Annotated in this window: 14 protein-coding genes; 6 read left to right on the top strand and 8 right to left on the bottom strand. The window is 74.6% G+C overall.

The features are described 5' to 3' along the window. Nucleotides 1-55 precede the first annotated feature (55 nt). Together araD and PYR91_RS01255 are read right to left on the bottom strand one after the other, a co-directional pair. Nucleotides 56-1,780: an L-arabinonate dehydratase gene (gene araD, locus PYR91_RS01260; RefSeq protein ID WP_279776990.1), complete on the bottom strand. Its 1,725-nt coding sequence runs from the start codon at nucleotides 1,778-1,780 to the stop codon at nucleotides 56-58. Between the two features lie 83 nt (nucleotides 1,781-1,863). Continuing rightward, nucleotides 1,864-2,985 (bottom strand): hypothetical protein, encoded by a 1,122-nt coding sequence (locus PYR91_RS01255; protein WP_279776989.1) that lies wholly within the window; start codon nucleotides 2,983-2,985, stop codon nucleotides 1,864-1,866. A 273-nt stretch (nucleotides 2,986-3,258) separates the two neighbouring features. Between PYR91_RS01255 and PYR91_RS01250 the strand changes: the two genes are divergently transcribed. Then, entirely contained in the window at nucleotides 3,259-4,764 is a 1,506-nt protein-coding gene (locus PYR91_RS01250) for a glutamate--cysteine ligase (RefSeq protein WP_279776988.1), read from the top strand. Here PYR91_RS01250 and PYR91_RS01245 read toward each other — a convergent pair. The 4 genes from PYR91_RS01245 to PYR91_RS01230 all read right to left on the bottom strand — a co-directional run bounded on the left by PYR91_RS01245 (nucleotide 4,736) and on the right by PYR91_RS01230 (nucleotide 8,871). Continuing rightward, a complete protein-coding gene (locus PYR91_RS01245) occupies nucleotides 4,736-5,581 on the bottom strand; it encodes a hypothetical protein (RefSeq protein WP_279776987.1) in 846 nt (281 codons plus the stop codon). The genes PYR91_RS01250 and PYR91_RS01245 overlap by 29 nt on opposite strands. Nucleotides 5,582-5,946: 365 nt before the next feature. Further along, nucleotides 5,947-7,215, bottom strand: coding sequence for a Bcr/CflA family efflux MFS transporter (locus tag PYR91_RS01240; protein WP_279776986.1), 1,269 nt, complete (start codon nucleotides 7,213-7,215; stop codon nucleotides 5,947-5,949). 128 nt (nucleotides 7,216-7,343) lie between these two features. After that, complete coding sequence (locus PYR91_RS01235) at nucleotides 7,344-8,168, bottom strand: SAM-dependent methyltransferase (protein ID WP_279776985.1); 825 nt, start codon at nucleotides 8,166-8,168, stop codon at nucleotides 7,344-7,346. Between the two features lie 82 nt (nucleotides 8,169-8,250). Further along, entirely contained in the window at nucleotides 8,251-8,871 is a 621-nt protein-coding gene (locus PYR91_RS01230; protein ID WP_279776984.1) for an ATP-binding protein, read from the bottom strand. 223 nt (nucleotides 8,872-9,094) lie between these two features. Between PYR91_RS01230 and PYR91_RS01225 the strand changes: the two genes are divergently transcribed. Beyond that, nucleotides 9,095-9,331 (top strand): DUF397 domain-containing protein, encoded by a 237-nt coding sequence (locus tag PYR91_RS01225; protein ID WP_279776983.1) that lies wholly within the window; start codon nucleotides 9,095-9,097, stop codon nucleotides 9,329-9,331. A gap of 147 nt (nucleotides 9,332-9,478) precedes the next feature. After that, nucleotides 9,479-10,387 carry a helix-turn-helix transcriptional regulator gene (locus tag PYR91_RS01220; RefSeq protein WP_279776982.1) on the top strand — a complete coding sequence of 303 codons (909 nt, stop codon included), beginning with the start codon at nucleotides 9,479-9,481 and terminating at the stop codon, nucleotides 10,385-10,387. Between the two features lie 78 nt (nucleotides 10,388-10,465). On the opposite strand, the gene PYR91_RS01215 is transcribed toward PYR91_RS01220, so the two are convergent. Further along, nucleotides 10,466-11,254, bottom strand: coding sequence for a DUF72 domain-containing protein (locus tag PYR91_RS01215; protein WP_279776981.1), 789 nt, complete (start codon nucleotides 11,252-11,254; stop codon nucleotides 10,466-10,468). A 93-nt stretch (nucleotides 11,255-11,347) separates the two neighbouring features. Next, complete coding sequence (locus PYR91_RS01210; RefSeq protein ID WP_279776980.1) at nucleotides 11,348-12,901, bottom strand: aromatic amino acid lyase; 1,554 nt, start codon at nucleotides 12,899-12,901, stop codon at nucleotides 11,348-11,350. A 169-nt stretch (nucleotides 12,902-13,070) separates the two neighbouring features. On the opposite strand from PYR91_RS01210, the gene PYR91_RS01205 reads away from it, so the two are divergent. From PYR91_RS01205 to PYR91_RS01195, 3 genes are all read left to right on the top strand, one after another. Beyond that, a complete protein-coding gene (locus tag PYR91_RS01205; RefSeq protein WP_279776979.1) occupies nucleotides 13,071-14,111 on the top strand; it encodes a MurR/RpiR family transcriptional regulator in 1,041 nt (346 codons plus the stop codon). 29 nt (nucleotides 14,112-14,140) lie between these two features. Beyond that, nucleotides 14,141-15,808: a urocanate hydratase gene (gene hutU, locus PYR91_RS01200; protein ID WP_279776978.1), complete on the top strand. Its 1,668-nt coding sequence runs from the start codon at nucleotides 14,141-14,143 to the stop codon at nucleotides 15,806-15,808. Nucleotides 15,809-15,966: 158 nt separating this feature from the next. After that, nucleotides 15,967-17,148, top strand: a complete 1,182-nt coding sequence (locus PYR91_RS01195) for an allantoate amidohydrolase (protein WP_279777096.1) — start codon at nucleotides 15,967-15,969, stop codon at nucleotides 17,146-17,148. Nucleotides 17,149-17,157 lie beyond the last annotated feature (9 nt).

Raw genomic sequence — 17,157 nt, 5'->3', positions numbered from 1 at the left:
CGGCAAGTCATGATCTACATGGTAAAGGCGACTGGTAGGCGCTTCGAGTGGAGCGTCACTCGGTGTCCGGTTCGGGTGCGCCCCCCGCGCCTTGGAGGAAGTCGAAGTCACAGCCCTGGTCGGCCTGCATGATGTGGGCGTCGTACAGCGAGCCGTACCCCCGGCGGTAGACGGTCGCGGGCGGCGTCCAGGCCGCGCGGCGCCGGGCCAGCTCCTCCTCGGGCACGTCCAGCGTGAGCCGGCGGGCCGCGACGTCCAGCGTGATCGGGTCGCCGTCGCGCACCAGGGCGAGCGGCCCGCCGACGTGCGACTCCGGGGCCACGTGCAGGACGCAGGCGCCGTAGCTCGTGCCGCTCATGCGGGCGTCGGAGACGCGCAGCATGTCGCGCACCCCCTCCTTCAGCAGGCGGTCGGGGATGGGCAGCATGCCGTGCTCGGGCATCCCGGGCCCGCCGCGCGGCCCGGCGCCGCGCAGCACCAGCACGGAGTCGGCGGTCACGGGCAGGCTCTCGTCGTTCAGGCGGCGCATCAGGTCGCGGTGGCCGTCGAAGACCACCGCCGGGCCGGTGTGCGCGAGCAGCCGCGGGTCGGCGGCCACGTGCTTGATGACGGCCCCGTCGGGGGCGAGGTTGCCGCGCAGCACCGCCAGGCCGCCCTCGGCCGACAGCGGGTCCTGCCGCTCGCGGATCACCCGGTCGTCGTGGACCTCGGCGCCGCCGATCGCCTCGCCCATCGTGCACCCGGCGACGGTCGGCCGGTCCAGGTGCAGCAGGTCGGCGATCCGGTTGAGCAGCCCCGGGAGGCCGCCCGCGAGGTAGAAGTCCTCCATCACGTAGGCGCCGCTCGGCCGCAGGTCGGCCAGCACGGGGACGGTGCGGGAGGCGCGGTCGAAGTCGTCGAGCGTCAGCTCCACCCCGCTGCGCCGCGCCATGGCCACCAGGTGGATGACGGCGTTGGAAGAGCCGCCGAGCGCGAGGACGGCGGTGACCGCGTCCGCGTACGCCCCGGCGGTGAGCACCGTGGACGGGCGGACGTCCTGCCAGGCCAGCTCGACGGCGCGCCGGCCGCTGGCCGCCGCCATCCTGTTGTGCGCCGAGGCCACGGCGGGGATGGACGCGGCGCCCGGCAGGGTCATGCCGAGCACCTCGGCGACCGAGGTCATCGTGGAGGCGGTGCCCATCGTCATGCAGTGGCCGGGGGAGCGGGCGATGCCCTCCTCCACGCCGCGCATCTGCTCCTCGCCGACCAGGCCCGCCTTGCTGTCGGCCCAGTAGCGCCACATGTCGCTGCCGCTGCCGAGGACCTCGCCGCGGTAGCTGCCGGGGATCATCGGGCCGCACGGCACGAAGACCGACGGCAGGTCCATGCTGATGGCGCCCATGAGCAGGGCGGGCGTGGTCTTGTCGCAGCCGCCCATGAGCACCGCCGCGTCGACCGGGTACGAGCGCAGCATCTCCTCGGTCTCCATGGCCAGCAGGTTGCGGTAGAGCATGGTCGTCGGCTTCTGGAAGGTCTCCGAGAGCGACATGACCGGCAGCTCCACCGGGTAGCCGCCGGCCTGCCACACCCCGCGCTTGACGTCCTGCGCGCGCTCGCGCAGGTGGATGTGGCAGGGGTTGAGCTCGCTCCAGGTGTTGAGGATGCCGACCACGGGCCGTCCCATGTGCTCCTCGGCGGCCAGCCCGAGCTGGCGCGTGCGGGCACGGTGGCTGAAGGAGCGGAGGCTGTCGGTGCCGTACCAGCGATGGCTTCTCAACTGCTCAGGCGTCAGACGCTGCACATGTCCTCCTCGTATCCTGATATATCACCCTCTCAGAGAGGCGACGGATCGGGCGACTCAGGACGTCTCCCGGCGAGCGAGGGTCAGACGGACGTGGCGGCCCGGGCGGCCTCGGCGAGCAGGCCGTGGCGGGCGGGCCCGGCCAGGCCCGCGTGGTACAGGTGGATCTCGCCCGCCCCCGCCTCGACCAGCCGCCGCACGTGCGCGGCGACGTCATCCGGGCGGGCCGGCGGCAGCACGGTCACGTAAGAGCCGACGGCGACGTCGGCGGGCAGCATCCGGCGGGCGAGCTTCACGATCTCGGGGGACTCCGGGCCGGTGGGCCAGCAGGGCACCACGACGGCGTCGACGTCCTTGCCCGCGTTCGCGCCGAAGCCGGGGTTGGCGCCGGTGGCCCAGGGGTCGGGGCTGCCGTGCAGCGCCACCGGCAGCCCGGGCAGCGTGTCGCAGACCCGGTTGCGCAGCTCGTCGGCCGCCTCGTGCCGCACGGCCAGCAGCGTCGCGAGCGTGGCGGGGTCGAGATCGTGCTCGCGCGACCGCACGGCCGCGCGCAGGTCGCGCACCACACGATCGGCGTCGACGCCGCGCCCGGCCCAGCCGGTCCGGCAGGCCGCGCAGCAGCAGACCGACAGCATGCGCCGCGCCCGGGCGTCGTAGGCGCCGTCGGTCTTGTCGTGCCGGCCGCCGTGGTCGGCGCCCAGCTGCCCGCAGGCCTCCAGCAGCACGCCGGCCGGCGGCGCCTCGCGCACGGCCTCGGCGGCCAGGGTGGCGGCGTACTCGCGGACCTCCGCCCGCGAGGGGCACAGCGCCCACGGGTAGGACTGCCCGTAGCAGTTCACCACGGTGACGTCGGGGTTGGCCTCGCCGAGCAGGGAGTTGTGCGTGAGCACCACCCACGCCGTCACCGGGACGCCGGCGGCGGTGAGCGCCGCCGCGGCGGCGCCGAAGGAGTCGGGCTCGTCCATCCACCCGGGCGCGGCCGGGACGAGGCGCCTGCCGGCCCACGCCTCGGGGCGGACGGGGCGGTAGAGCGCGGAGTGCCGAGCGTCGAGATAGGCCCGTTCAGGGTGCCACGGGGTCGCGGCCCTGACCGCGTGGTAGGCGGCGGCGAGGTTCACGCCGTCGACGCCGAGCGCCTGCACACGGGCGGTGAAAAGCGGATCGCCGATCACGTCCCACGGGTAGGCGTGCACGAGCACGCGCATCTGCCATCGCCTCCACTGCCGGGCCCTCACCTGACATGGCGTTGTTCAGGCATACCGACTCGGCGCGCCCGAGTCAATGGCGTGTCCGTGGAGTCGCGGGAGGTCACGTGGGGGCGGGGCGGCGGGTGGGACGGCCGCGCCGCCGCACCTGCGGGGAGGCGGCGCCGCCGGGCCGGGAGGTTGTCACCGCCTCGGCCGAGGTAGGAGGCATGAAACGTTCCCGCCGGGACAGGGACGTCACGACGGGGACCGCGACGGCTGGAGGGCGGCACGATGGGACAGGAAGTGGCCAAGGAGCGCTTCTCCGAAGCCGAGTACGAGCGTTTCGGCGGGCGGCTGGACGACTGCCTCCTCGCCCTGCGCGAGCTGCTCGACAGGCCCGGCTTCGGCGTCGGGCCCGCGTCTCTGGGCGCCGAGCTGGAGTTCTTCCTCATCGATGGCGCCGGCCGGCCGATGCGCCGCAACAAGGAGGTCCGGGCGGCCGCCGGCGACGAGCGGGTGGTGCTGGAGCTGGGCAGCTTCAACCTGGAGGTCAACCTGACCCCGCTGCCGCTGGCGGGCCGGCCCTTCTCGGCGCTGGAGGCCGAGGCGCGCGAGCTGATGGCGGTGGCCGACCGCGCCGCCCGCTCCGAGGGCGGCCGCGTCGTGCCGATCGGCATCCTGCCGACGCTCACCGAGTTCGACTTCACCCCCGACGTCCTGAGCGACGAGGCCCGCTACCGGGCGCTCAGCGAGGGCATCCGGCGGGTGCGCGCCGAGCCGTTCCGCGTCGCGATCCGCGGCGCCGACCGGCTGGAGCTGGAGGTCGAGGACGTGATCCTGGAGAGCGCCAACACCTCCTGGCAGATCCACCTGCGCACCCAGCCGGCCGACTTCGCCGCCGTCTACAACGCCGCGCAGCTCGCCATCGGCCCGGTGCTCGCGGTCAGCGGCAACTCCCCGTCGTTCCTCGGGCGCGAGCTGTGGGAGGAGACCCGCATCGCGCTGTTCGAGGCGTCCGCCGACGACCGCGACCCCGCCCGCCCGTGGCGGGTCGACGGCCGGGTGTGCTTCGGCTCCGGCTGGGTCGAGAAGGGCGCGCAGGAGCTGTTCGAGCAGAGCGTGCGCGAGTACGAGCCGGTCGCTCCGGTGCTGGACGAGGAGGAGCCTCTGGCCGCCGTCCGCGGCGCCGGCGTGCCGAAGCTGGCCGAGCTGCGGCTGCACCAGGGGACGGTTTGGCAGTGGAACCGGCCGGTCTACGACCCGGCGGACGGCGGTCACCTGCGGGTGGAGTTCCGCGCGCTGCCGGCCGGTCCCACGTGCGCCGACATGGCGGCCAACGCGGCGTTCCTCGTCGGGCTGGTGCTGGCGATGGCCGCCGAGCCGACCTGGGTCGGCTCCTTCCCGTTCGCGGACGCCTACCGCAACTTCTACCGCGCGGCCAGGAACGGGCTGGACGCCACCCTCGCCTGGCCCGACCGGGCCGAGCCGGCCAAGGCCGCCGACCTGGCGCTGGCCCTGATCCCCGTGGCCCGCGAGGGGCTGGCGTCCGCCGGGGTGGACGACGAGGAGGCGGAGCGGCTGCTGGGCATCGTCACCGAGCGGGTCAGGCGCCGCCGCACCGGCGCGGCCTGGCAGCGCGCCGCCCTGGCCGCGCTGGGGGAGGAGCCGAACAGCCGGGCGGCCATGCTTTCCAGCTACCTCGACCTGTCGTTCTCCCACGAGCCCGTGCACACCTGGCCCGACCCCGCCGGGCCGCTGGGCGTCGTGCCTACTGCGGGTCCGGATCCACTCCGGTGAGCGAGCTGCCGTAGCTGAGCGCCACGAGCTGGGCGACCGCGCTGTGCGCGCCGAGGGGCTCGGCGCACCCGGCGCCGACCGCCTCGGCGGCCTTGGTGATCTTCGCCTGGTCGATCTCCGGGCCGATCAGGAAGGGCGCCAGGGCCAGGCGCGAGGCGCCGATGTTGCGCAGCCGCTGGGCCGCGTCGCCCACGCCGGGCGAGGCGTCCAGCGAGGCCGCCACCACCGGCAGCGTGAGGCGGGCGGCGAGCAGGACGACCGTGGCGTCCGCCGCCCGCACCGCCTCCTGGCCGCCGACGGTCGCGACGATGATGCCGTCGACCGGCGCGGCGATGTTGAACAGGCGCATGCGGTCGGCGCGGGCGAGCCCGCTCTCCGACAGCTTGACGTGCAGGGCCTCGGCGAGCAGCGGGTGCGGGCCGAGCGGGTCGGCGATGGTGGTGATCACGTCGCACTCGGCGACGGCCTCGCGGATGGCGCGGTAGACCTGCTGGTGCGGGCCGGTGACCAGGGGGACGACGATGGCCGCCGGCATGCCCTCCGGACGCTTGGCCGCGCAGTCGACCAGCGTCTCGGCCAGGCTGGACTTGCTGTCGCCGAGCTGGACGAGCCGTACGTCGAGCTGCGGGTGGTCGACGCCGACGATGGTCTTGACGGCTGTGGGCACGTCGCCGCCGGTGCCCGGAACGGCCAGCACGAGCGCGGGAGCCTCGGGAGGCAGGTTCGCCGGCACCGGACGCCGGTGCCGGCCGGAGCTGGTCCGGAACGAGCGTTCGCGGACCGGGAGCTCCTGGGGAGGGTGCTGACCTTCGTTCACATCGGCGGATTTTACGGGGTATGGGGCAAAAGTAACGTCTGTTTCGCGTCGACGCGCTGAGGGAGAACCCTCCGTCCCACCCTGTGATCGTTCCGCGATCGGGGCCGGGACGTGGGAACGGCCCCCACCGTCCGTAATCGTGCGAGATCATCAAGGGTGCCGGAACCGCCCCCGCGTGCCGGCGGGCGGGGAACCGGCGCCGCCCCCCGTGAGTTCACCGCGTATAGGGGTGGGCGTGTCCGGCGGGCGTGGCGGCACGGGCCGCCCGTGGCGTGGGCGGAGCGGCCGGGCCGGCGCGGGCCGCCCGGAACGAGGTGGAGCGGCCGCGGTGCGCCGGGTCGCCGGGCGTGCGGTGACCGGGCGGATCAGCGGGGGTCGCGGGAGCGGGCGCCGACGTCCCGGGCGTCCGCCGCCCCTCCCTCGGCGAGTCGCCCGGCGGCGCCGGTGAGGGCGAACGCGAGCAGGGCCAGCGCGGCGCACGCCCCCATGACGAGCGGCATGAGGACGGCCGTGCGGTCGCCGTTCAGGCCCGCGAGCGGCGCGGCCAGGGCGCCGACGCCGAACTGCAGCGTCCCGAGCAGCGCCGCGCCGGTCGCCGGCGCGTGCGAGGCGCGCTGGAGGGCGATCGCGGCGGCGTCGCCGAGCACCGGCCCGAGGGAGGCGACCGCGACCAGCAGCAGCGGCAGGAAGGCCGCGGCCGGGAGGCGCCCGGCCACGGCGAGCACGTACAGCGCGGCGCTGGCGGCCAGCAGGACGGCCAGCCCCGCCTCCAGCAGCCGCCGGGACGAGAGGCGGTAGACCAGCCGGGCCGACAGCGCCGCCATGGTCACCAGCGCGAGCGCGTTGACGGCGAGGGTCAGCGACAGCGCGGCGGTGGACAGGCGGAACACCTGCGTCAGCACGAAGGGGGCGGCCGCGGCGTAGGCGGTCAGGGCGCCGAAGGCCAGCGCGAGGGCCAGGGCGTGCCCGAGGTAGACGCGGTCGCGCAGCAGGGCGAGGGCCTCGGGCAGCGACGCCGCGAGGCTCCCGCGGCGGCGCAGGCGGCGGGGCAGCGTCTCGGGCAGGGCCACGAGCGCGGCGGCGAGCGTCAGCAGCGAGATCAGGGCCAGGACGGCGAACACCGCACGCCAGCCCACCGTGGCGGCCAGCACGCCTCCGGCGAGGGGGGCGAGGACCGGGGTGACGGCCAGGACGGCCGTCAGGGCGGCGAACAGGCGGGTGGCGTCGCGTCCCCGGCTCAGGTCGAGCACGACGGCACGGCCGATCACGACGCCGGCGGCGGCGGTGAAGCCCTGCACCAGCCGCGCGGCGACCAGCACCCAGACGGTGGGCGCGAGCACGCACAGGACGCCGGCGACGGCGCAGGCGGCAAGGCACGCCAGCAGCGTGACGCGCCGCCCGTGGCGGTCCGACATCGGGCCGAGCACGAGGTGCCCGGCGGCGATGCCCGCCAGGAAGGCGCTCAGCGTGAGCTGGACGGCGGTGACCGGCGCGCCGAGGTCGCGCGCGATCGGCACCAGGCCGGGCAGGTACATGTCCGTCCCGAGCGGGGGGAAGGCCGCGAGCAGCCCGAGCACCCCGAGAAGGGCGGCGAGCCCCGTCCTTTGCCGCGTGCCGGCGGTGATGGCGGTCATCAGGCCTCCCAGGCGGGCGGCCGGCTGCCCTCCGTGCCGCCCGGCACCGCCGCCACGGCCGGCGGCGTGCCGTCCTTCGGGCAACGCTACGCCTGTGACCTGCGGAGACAGCCCTCCGGGGTTGGCGGTCAGCGCTCTTTGCGCGCGACGCCGCCGACGGACCAGACCGACTCGGGGTCGATGACCCGCTCGCCCTCGTCCGGGCGCCAGGCGGGCAGGTAGACGACGCCGGGGTCCAGCAGGCTCATGCCGTCGAAGAGGCGCTCGACGTCGGCCTTGGCGCGGATCTGGTCGCGGCGCGGGACGCCGGGCACCACGCCGCCGTCCTGGTAGAGGGCGGCGAGCTTGGCGGTGGTCTCGGGCTTCACGTCCGACACGCTGTGGGCGATGGCCAGGTAGCTGCCGGGCGCGGCGGCGTCGCGGAAGCCGCGGACGATGCGCGCGGCCTCCTCGTCCGTCGGAATCATGATCAGCGTGAAGAAGATCAGGATCGCGACGGGCTCGTCGAGGTCGATCAGGTTCCCCAGGCGCTGATGGCCGAGGACGCGCTCGGGCTGACGCATGTCGGCCTGGACGACCACCGTGTGCTCGTCGTTCTCCAGCAGGGCCTGGGCGTGCAGGGCCACCACCGGGTCGTTGTCGACGTAGGCCACGCGGGAGCCGGGCGCCGCCGCCTGGGCGACCTCGTGCACGTTGCCCTGCGTCGGAAGGCCGCAGCCGATGTCGATGAACTGCCGGATGCCGGCGGCGGCGAGGTGGCGCACCATACGTGCGAGGAGCCTGCGGCCTTCGCGGCAGATGATGGGCAGCTCGGGGGCGACCTCCAGAGCCAGCCGCGCCGCCTCACGGTCGGCGGCGAAGTTGTCCTTGCCGCCCATGAAGTAGTCGTACATGCGGGCTTCGTTCGGGATGGCGGGATCGAAGCCGAGGCTCAGCCCTTCGTGCTCCGCCATGATCTCCCCGTTCCACCGGACACCCGCGGGGGAGACGATATCCGTCTTGTGGGGAAACGCTCACTTGGGACACCGCGGACGCTCAGCGATAAGGCCTGGCTCCAGTGTGCACGGTGCCGTGGGGCGTTGTACGCACAATGCCGGATTTCCGCAGTGCCCGTCCGTGGTCCCCGGGCAGGCGGAAGCCCGCCCACACGGCCTTGCCCGGCGAGCGCAGCGGGGCCCATCCCCACCTGTGGCTGACTCCGGCCACCACCTGCAGCCCGCGACCGCCCTCGGCGCCGTGGTCGGGGTCGCGCGGGGAGGGGCGGTCCTCGCTCGGGTCGGTGACGACGATGATGAGGGCGTCGCGGGTGAGGCCCAGGATGATCGTGACGTGCTCGCCGGGCGGCTCGTCCAGCTCGCTCACGCCGTGCCGCAGGGCGTTGATCACCAGTTCGCCGATGACCAGCTCGGCGTCGTCCAGCAGCGCGCCCAGCCCCCAGGCGCGCAGGGTCGTCCTGGTGAAACCCCGCGCCGTCCGCGCGGCGAACGGGTCGTGGCTCAGCTCGCAGATCGCCAGCTCGGGCGTCTCGGGCTCCTCACGGACGCCGCCCGCGTGCCGGCCGGTGGGTGACAGGACACAGTCGAGCGCCATCGGCCAGCCTTCCCAGCCCTCGTCGTGCGAGGAGGCGGCGGTGGGGGATGTCCTGTACCCAGTCATAGGTGAGCCCTGTGAGGTTAGGTCGTTATAGGGGAAAAGTATGCGCCTAAGCCATAGTGCTCTTCCCAGCCGTGCGGATGCAAGTACCGATGCACGTGCAAACGCACAGGCGGTATGATGGGTCTTGGGACGGGGAACGCCCATCTGGGTCGTCTCTCGGGGTGAGGGGTCCGGCGAGACAAATGTCAGCATTCGTCTGATTCCAGAGGCAAAAGAAGGCGTGATGGCCGAGATCTCCAACGGCATGCCCGCTGCGGACCTTGCGGGGGTGCGCTGGCGCAAGAGTGCTCACAGCAATCCGAGTGGTAACTGTGTCGAGGTGGCCGGCCTCCCCGACGGGGGCGTGGCGGTCCGCAACTCGCACCATCCGGCCGGGCCGGCGCTGATTTACAGTCGCGGGGAAATTGCGGCCTTCATCCTGGGGGCCAAGGACGGGGAGTTCGATGACCTGGCGTTTTGAGATTCGGTCCGGCTACTGAGTGTTGAAAATCGTAGCCTAAGGGTAATGTTGGGGTATATCCGTAACAGTGCCTCAGGGGTATCGTGAACTTCTCTGTGACCGCGACACGTGAGACACTGATCACCCCGCCGCGCTAAGGACATGCCCATGATCACAGCCCGAGCCGAGGGGGACCAGCCGCCTCCGCTGAACATGATGGCTCGGGAGCGGGGCAGCTCTACGGTCCTCCGCATCCTGCTGGGCTCCCAGCTCCGCCGCCTTCGTGAGAAGCGCGGCATCACGCTGGAGGTCGCCGGGCACTCGATCCGCGCCTCGCACTCGAAGATCAGCCGCATGGAGCACGGGCGGGTCGGCTTCCGCGTCCGCGACGTCGCCGACCTGCTCACGCTGTACGGCGTCACCGACGAGGTCGAGCGCGACTCCATGTTGTCGCTCGTCGCGCAGGCCAACCGGCCCGGCTGGTGGCACAACTACGACGACGTCCTGCCCAACTGGTTCGAGGCGTACGTCGGCCTGGAGGAGGCGGCCACCCGCATCCGCTCCTACGAGGTGCAGTTCATCCCCGGCCTGCTCCAGACGGCCGAGTACGCCCGCGCGGTCGTCCTGCTCGGCCATGTCGACGGGCCCGAGGCCGAGATCCAGCGCCGGGTCGACCTGCGCATGGCCCGGCAGAAGCTGCTCGCCCAGCCCGATCCTCCCCACCTGTGGGCCGTGATCGACGAGGCCGCGCTGCGGCGCCCCCTGGGCGGGCGCGAGGTGATGCGCGGCCAGATCGCGCACCTGATCGAGGCCGTCGCCTCCGCCAACGTCACCGTGCAGGTCATGCCGTTCAGCGCGGGCGGCCACGCGGCGGCGGGAGGGCCGTTCAGCATCCTGCGCTTCGCCGAGCAGGATCTCCCCGACGTGGTCTACCTGGAGCAGCTCACCAGCGCGATCTACCTCGACAAGCGCGACGACCTCGACCGCTATCAGGCCGTCATGGAGCGCCTGTGCCTCGACGCCGTCCCGGTGTCGGACACCAAGAGCGCCCTGGAGAAGATCCTCAAGGAGATCTGACCGCGCTCGCCTCTCGGCCGCGACGGGCCGCCCGGTCATGCCCGGGTGGTCCGCCTGACGGCCGCGGGGGCGTCCGGTTCACGCGCTCGCCGGCCGCGCTCCCTCCTCCGGCAGGCCGGGTGACACGCGGCTCACCGCCCATCCCTCCTGCGCGGCCAGCGCGGCGAAGCGCGCCGCGTTGCGCACGGCGGCCCCGCCGGGGTCGTTGTTGAAGTACACGTAGACGTCGTCGCCCATGTCCCACGTCTCACCCAGCCGGTGCAGCCACGACCGCAGCGACGCGTCGCCGTAGGACGGCCAGGGCCGGGCGCGGCCCTGGTGGAAGCGCAGGTATCCCCAGCCGGAAGTGCGCCACAGCGGGCTGCGCGGACGGCCGAGGGCGTCGGCCCAGCACAGCGCGGCGCCGTGCTCGGCGAGCACCGCGCGCACCTCGGCGGTCCACCAGGAGGGGTGGCGCGGCTCGACGGCCACCCGCACGTGGCGGGGGAACCGGCGCAGGCAGGCGTCCAGCCGCTCGGGCTCGGCGCGCAGGGTCGGCGGGAGCTGCACCAGCACCGGCCCGAGCTTGGGGCCGAGCCCCTCGGCGGCGGCCATCAGCCGGTCCACGGGCTCCTCCGGCTCCTTCAGCCGCTTGATGTGGGTGAGGAAGCGGCTCGCCTTGACGGCCATCACGAAGCCGTCCGGCGTCCGCTCGCGCCAGCTCTCGAACGTCTCGCGCGACGGCAGCCGGTAGAAGGCGTTGTTGTTCTCGACGGTCTCGAACGCCTCCCCGTACCGCTCCAGCCACAGCCGCTGCGGCAGGCCGGGCGGGTAGAGCACGCCGCGCCAGTCGGTGTACTGCCACCCGGAGGTTCCCACGAGCAACATCGAAGGCCCAGCCTCCCCGTCCGGCATCCCCTACGGCCACAGACCTGCCCGCCCAGCCGGGCGTGACACGTCGGCGGCCCGCGGCGCCGCCGGTCAGAGGGCGGCGAGCCGGTCGAGCAGGAAGGAGGCGGTCTCGACGTCCGCGCTGAGGGGACGGTCCGCGGCGTCCGCGTCCAGCTCGGCGGCGGCCGTGGCGAAGGCGGCGGCCACCGGAGCCGGGGGAGCGGGGCGGGCGCCGCGCCCGCGCAGGGCCCGTACGGCCGCGACCAGCTCGCAGGCCAGCACGAGCCGGTAGGCCGAAGCCGCCTCCAGGGTCTGCCGCGCCGACTGGGCGGCGAAGCTGGCGTGCTCCTCCATGCCCCGCGACAGAACCGCGTGGCCGAGGGCCGCCGGGTAGGCCGCGTTGCGGAGCCCGGCCAGGGCCGAGTTGGCGGAGTACTCCAGGATCATGGCCCCCGAGCTGGCGGGCGGCCCCTCGGCCAGGAAGGGCCGCAGGCCGGTGAAGGCGGGCTCCATCAGCGTGGCCAGGCGCGCGGCCGACAGGTGCGCGGTGTGGAGCAGGGCCACGCGCAGGTGGTCCAGGGTGAGGCCGAGGGTGGCCTGGTGGAAGCCGCCGTGGTGGTGGACGGTCAGGTCGGCCGCCGACACCAGCGGGTTCTCCGACGCCGCGTTGATCTCGATCTCGAGGACCCGCGCGAGCGCCGCCGCCGCGTCGACCGCCGGGCCGTGCACCTGGGGCAGGCAGCGGTAGCCGAACGGGTCCTGGACCCGGGCGCCCGCCGGGTGCGCGTCGCCGAGCAGCCGTCGCATCTCGCTCGCCACGGCCACGCCGCCCGGGTGCGGGCGCCGGGCGTGCACCCGCTCGTCGTACGGCTCGGCGCTGCCGTCCACGGCAAGCAGCGACAGCGCGGCGACCACGTGGGTGGCGGCCAGCAGCCCGGCGATCTGGGACCACCCGAGCGCCGCCTGCCCGACCGTCAGCGCGTTGCTGCTGCAGAACGCGAGCGCGTCCCCCGCCCGCAGCACGATCGGCTCCGGCGCGGTGCCCCCGCCGGGCCCGGCGCCGCCGTCGCTGCCGCTGCCGGGAGGCTCACCGGGCTGGGGCTCCCGCGAGGACGGGGACCGCCCGGCGGAGGACGGGCCGGTGGGAGCGTGCGGCCCGGCCCATGGGCGCTCGCCGATGAGGGTGAGGCCGGTCTCGGCCAGCGCGGTGAGGTCGCCGGTGCCCAGGCCGCCGATCTCGTGGATCCGGGGCAGGTACCCGGAGTTCAGGGCCGCCGCCAGCGCCTCGGCGAACGCCGGTTGCAGCCCGGCGCCGCCGGCCAGGATCTGGTTGGCCCGGACGGCGAGCATCGCGCGGACGTGGGCGTCGGGCAGGTGCGGCCCTATGCCGCCCGCGTGGCTGCGCAGCAGGCGCAGGTCGTGGCCGCCGTCGTCGCCGGCGTCCTGTGAGCGGTTGGCCCCCACGCCGGTGGTGCGGCCGTAGAACGGGCGGCGGGCGGCGATCTCCACGGCGGCCCGGCAGGCCCCCGCCGCCCGGTCGAGCCCTTCCGGGGCGAGGCTCACCCGGGCACCGGCGCATGCGATGTCGGTGATGTCGGACGGGCGGGTGCGGGCCCCGTCCAGGGTGATCGTCCGCGACGCCATCTGAGAAGCCCCTTACCGCGCACGTTACCCGGGATTTCGGGCATGCTTCTTGACATGGAGGTATGCGCCGACAATCCTGCATGAAGATTTACATACACGGCAAGAGGTGAATGGATGGGCAAGTCGGACACGCGGGCCAGGCGACCGCTCGCCGGCCCCCCGCACGCCGATGGGTGCTGAGGGCGTGCGCGACCCCGCCGTCACGCGCATCAGCCGCCCGGCCGCCTCGCCGACCGGCGACGCGCCCGATGCGCCGGCTCCCGACCGCGTCGCGCCCGAGGCGCCGGATCGCCCCGCCGGCGTCGCGCCCGGGGCGCGGGCGGTCGCCCCGGCCGCTCCCGCCGCGGCCGTGGCGTACGAGGAGTCCTCGCGGGTCGCCGCCCGGCTCAGGGAGCTGGTGGAGGGGCACCGGCTGTCGCCCTCCCAGCGGCGGATCGCGCGCTACCTGCTGGAACGCCCCGACCAGGCGGTGTTCCTCACCAGCGTCGACATCGCCGAGGCGGTCGGCACGAGCCAGCCGTCCGTCACCCGCTTCGCGTTCGCGCTCGGCTTCGCCGGGTTCCCCGAGTTCCGCGACGACCTGCGCGCCGCGCTGCGCGACGGCCGCGGCCCGGCGGCCGAGCCCGTCCCGCTCAACGCCGTCCAGACCATGGTCGGCTCCGAGCTGCGCAATCTCGAACTGCTGCGCGACAGCCTCGCCGACACCCGGAAGCTCACCGAGGTCGCCGCCGCGCTGGCGGCCTCGCGCCCGCTGCCGGTCGTCGGGCTCCGGGTGTCGGCGCCGCTGGCCCACCTGTTCGGCTACCTGGCCGCCAAGGCCCACCCCGACGTGCGGGTCGTCGACGCCCCAGGATCCACGCTGGAGGACCACCTGAGCCGGGCCGCCGAGGCGGGGGCCACGTGGACGCTGGTGTTCGGGCTGCCGCGCCACCCGCGCGAGCTGCGCGACGGCATGGTCTGGGCGCGCCGCGCGGGCCTGCGCGTCGCGCTGGTCACCGACGACGCCTCAGGCGCGCTCGCCGAGCACGCGGACGCGGTGCTCGCCGCGCCCGTGAGCTCGCAGTTCGCCTTCGACTCCCAGGCCGCGCCCACCGTGCTGTGCGCGGCCCTGGTCCATTCCATGATCTACGCGCTGCCCACCCGGGAACAGGCGTCCCTGGAGGAGTTCGAGAACAGCGCCGCCGAACGGCGGCTGTTCCTTCCCGGGTAGCGCTCGGGTCGGCCAAGAGGAGGAAATCCATGAGTGACGAGACCCGGGTGATCCGGTCGCCCCGCGGCGACCGTCTGACCTGCAAGGGGTGGCAGCAGGAGGCGGCCTACCGCATGCTGCACAACAACCTCGATCCCGAGGTCGCCGAGCATCCCGACAAGCTGGTCGTCTACGGCGGCACCGGCAAGGCCGCGCGCGACTGGCCCTCGTTCGACGCCATCGCCCGCACGCTGACCGGCCTGGGGGACGACGAGACGCTGCTCGTGCAGTCGGGCCGTCCCGTCGGCGTGATGCGCACCCACGAGTGGGCGCCCCGCGTGCTGATCGCCAACTCCAACCTGGTCGGCGACTGGGCCACCTGGGAGGAGTTCCGCCGGCTGGAGGCGCTCGGCCTGACCATGTACGGCCAGATGACCGCCGGCTCCTGGATCTACATCGGCACCCAGGGCATCCTGCAGGGCACCTACGAGACCTTCGCCGCGGTGGCCGCCAAGCGGTTCGGCGGCACCCTGGCCGGCACGGTCACGCTCACCGCCGGCCTCGGCGGCATGGGCGGCGCCCAGCCGCTCGCCGTCACCATGAACGGCGGGGTGGCCCTCTGCGTCGAGTGCGACCCCTCCCGCATCGCCCGCCGCATCGAGCACCGCTACCTGGACGTGGAGGCCGCCGACCTCGACGACGCCCTGCGGCTCGCCGCCGAGGCGCGCGCGGCGCGGCGCCCGCTGTCGATCGGCCTGCTGGGCAACGCCGCCGACGTGCTGCCCCGGCTGCTGGAGATGGGCGCCCCCGTCGACATCGTCACCGATCAGACCTCGGCGCACGACCCACTGGCGTACCTGCCGCTCGGCGTCGACTTCGACGACATGCGGGCCGAGTCGGCCAAGGACCCGGCCGGCTTCACCGAGCGCGCACGGGAGTCGATGGCCCGGCACGTGGAGGCCATGGTCGGCTTCATGGACGCCGGCGCGGAGGTCTTCGACTACGGCAACTCCATCCGGGGCGAGGCCAAGCTGGCCGGGTACGCCCGGGCGTTCGACTTCCCCGGTTTCGTGCCGGCCTACATCCGCCCGCTCTTCTCCGAGGGCAAGGGCCCGTTCCGCTGGGCCGCGCTGTCGGGTGACGCCCGCGACATCGCCGCCACCGACCGCGCCGTGCTCGACCTGTTCCCCGAGAACGAGTCGCTGGCCCGGTGGATCGGGCTGGCCGGCGAGCGGGTCGCCTTCCAGGGGCTGCCGGCCCGCATCTGCTGGCTCGGGTACGGGGAGCGTGACAAGGCGGGGCTGCGGTTCAACGAGATGGTCGCCTCCGGGGAGCTGCGCGGCCCGCTGGCGATCGGCCGCGACCACCTCGACTGCGGGTCGGTCGCCTCCCCGTACCGGGAGACCGAGGCGATGCTCGACGGCTCGGACGCCATCGCCGACTGGCCGCTGCTGAACGCCATGGTCAACGTCGCCTCCGGCGCGACCTGGGTGTCGATCCACCACGGCGGCGGCGTCGGCATCGGCCGCTCCATCCACGCGGGGCAGGTGACCGTCGCCGACGGCACGCCTCTGGCCGCGCTCAAGCTGGAGCGGGTGCTGACCAACGACCCCGGCATGGGCGTGATCAGGCACGTCGACGCCGGTTACGACCGCGCCTCTGAGGTCGCGGCCGAGCGTGGCGTGCCGATCCCCATGGCGGGCGGGGACCCCCGATGACGGGGAGCACCGGCCCCGTGCCCGCGGCCTCCCCCCGGCCGGGCCGGCTCGCGGCGAGCGCGCCGGGCTCCCGCCCGGACGCTGAAGCCGGGCGCGGCGTGCCGCCGGCCGCGGCCTCGCCGGACGCCGCGGTCCCGCCGCGCGACCGGTTCGAGCGGATGTGGCGGAGCCTCGCGTCGATCGGGGACGGCGGGGCCGAGGGGTACCGTCGGTTCGCCTGGACGCCGGTCGACCTGACGCTGCGCGCCTGGTTCGAGAGCCAGGCCGCGCTCCGCGGGATGACCTACGAGCGCGACCGCAACGGCAACCAGTGGGCGTGGTGGCACGGCCCGGGGCCGGACGCGGTGGTGACCGGCAGCCACCTGGACAGCGTGCCGGGCGGCGGCGCCTTCGACGGCCCGCTCGGCGTGGTGTCGGGGTTCCTGGCCGTGGACGAGCTGCGCGCGCGCGGCGTCGTGCCGTCCAGGCCGGTCGCGGTGGTGAACTTCACCGACGAGGAGGGCGCGCGCTTCGGCGTCGCCTGCGTCGGCAGCCGCCTGCTCACCGGCGTCCTGGACCCCGGCGACGCCCGCGCGCTGCGCGACGGCGACGGCGTGACGCTGGCCGAGGCGATGCGCGAGGCCGGAGCCGACCCCGGAGCGCTCGGGCGGGACGCCGAGGCGCTCGCCCGCATCGGCGCCTTCGTGGAGCTGCACGTCGAGCAGGGCAGGGCGCTGGCCGACCTGGACGCCCCGGTCGGCGTGGCGAGCGCCATCTGGCCGCACGGCCGCTGGCGCTGCACCTTCCACGGCGAGGCCAACCACGCCGGCACCACCCGCCTGGCCGACCGGCGCGACCCGATGCTGCCGTTCGCGTCCGCGGTGCTGGCCGGGAGACGGGCGGCGGAGCGCCACGGCGGCCTGGCCACCTTCGGCAAGGTGCGCGTCGACCCCAACGGCACCAACGCGATCGCGTCCCGCGTGGACGCCTGGCTCGACGGCCGCGCCCCCGACGCGGCGACGCTGGACGCCATCGTCGCGGACGTCAGCGCCGCCGCCGAGACGGCGGCGGCGGCGCACGGCGTGCGCGTCCAGGTGGTGGCCGAGTCGGCCACGCCGGTGGTGGAGTTCGGCGGCGAGCTGACGCGCCGCATCGCGTCCACGCTCGGCGGCGCGCCGGCCCTGCCCACCGGAGCCGGGCACGACGCGGGCGTCCTGTCGGCCTTCGTCCCGAGCGCCATGCTCTTCGTCCGCAACCCGACCGGCGTCAGCCACAGCCCCGCCGAACACGCCGAGACCGGCGACTGCGTCACCGGGGTCTCGGCCCTGGCCTCGGTCCTGGAGGACCTCGCATGCGGGTGACCCCGTCGT

It is taken from the genome of Sphaerisporangium sp. TRM90804, from assembly GCF_029846175.1.
GTDB lineage: Bacteria > Actinomycetota > Actinomycetes > Streptosporangiales > Streptosporangiaceae > Sphaerisporangium.
The sequence above is the reverse complement of the archived record's forward strand: the minus strand, read 5'-3'. Positions and strand labels throughout refer to the sequence as shown.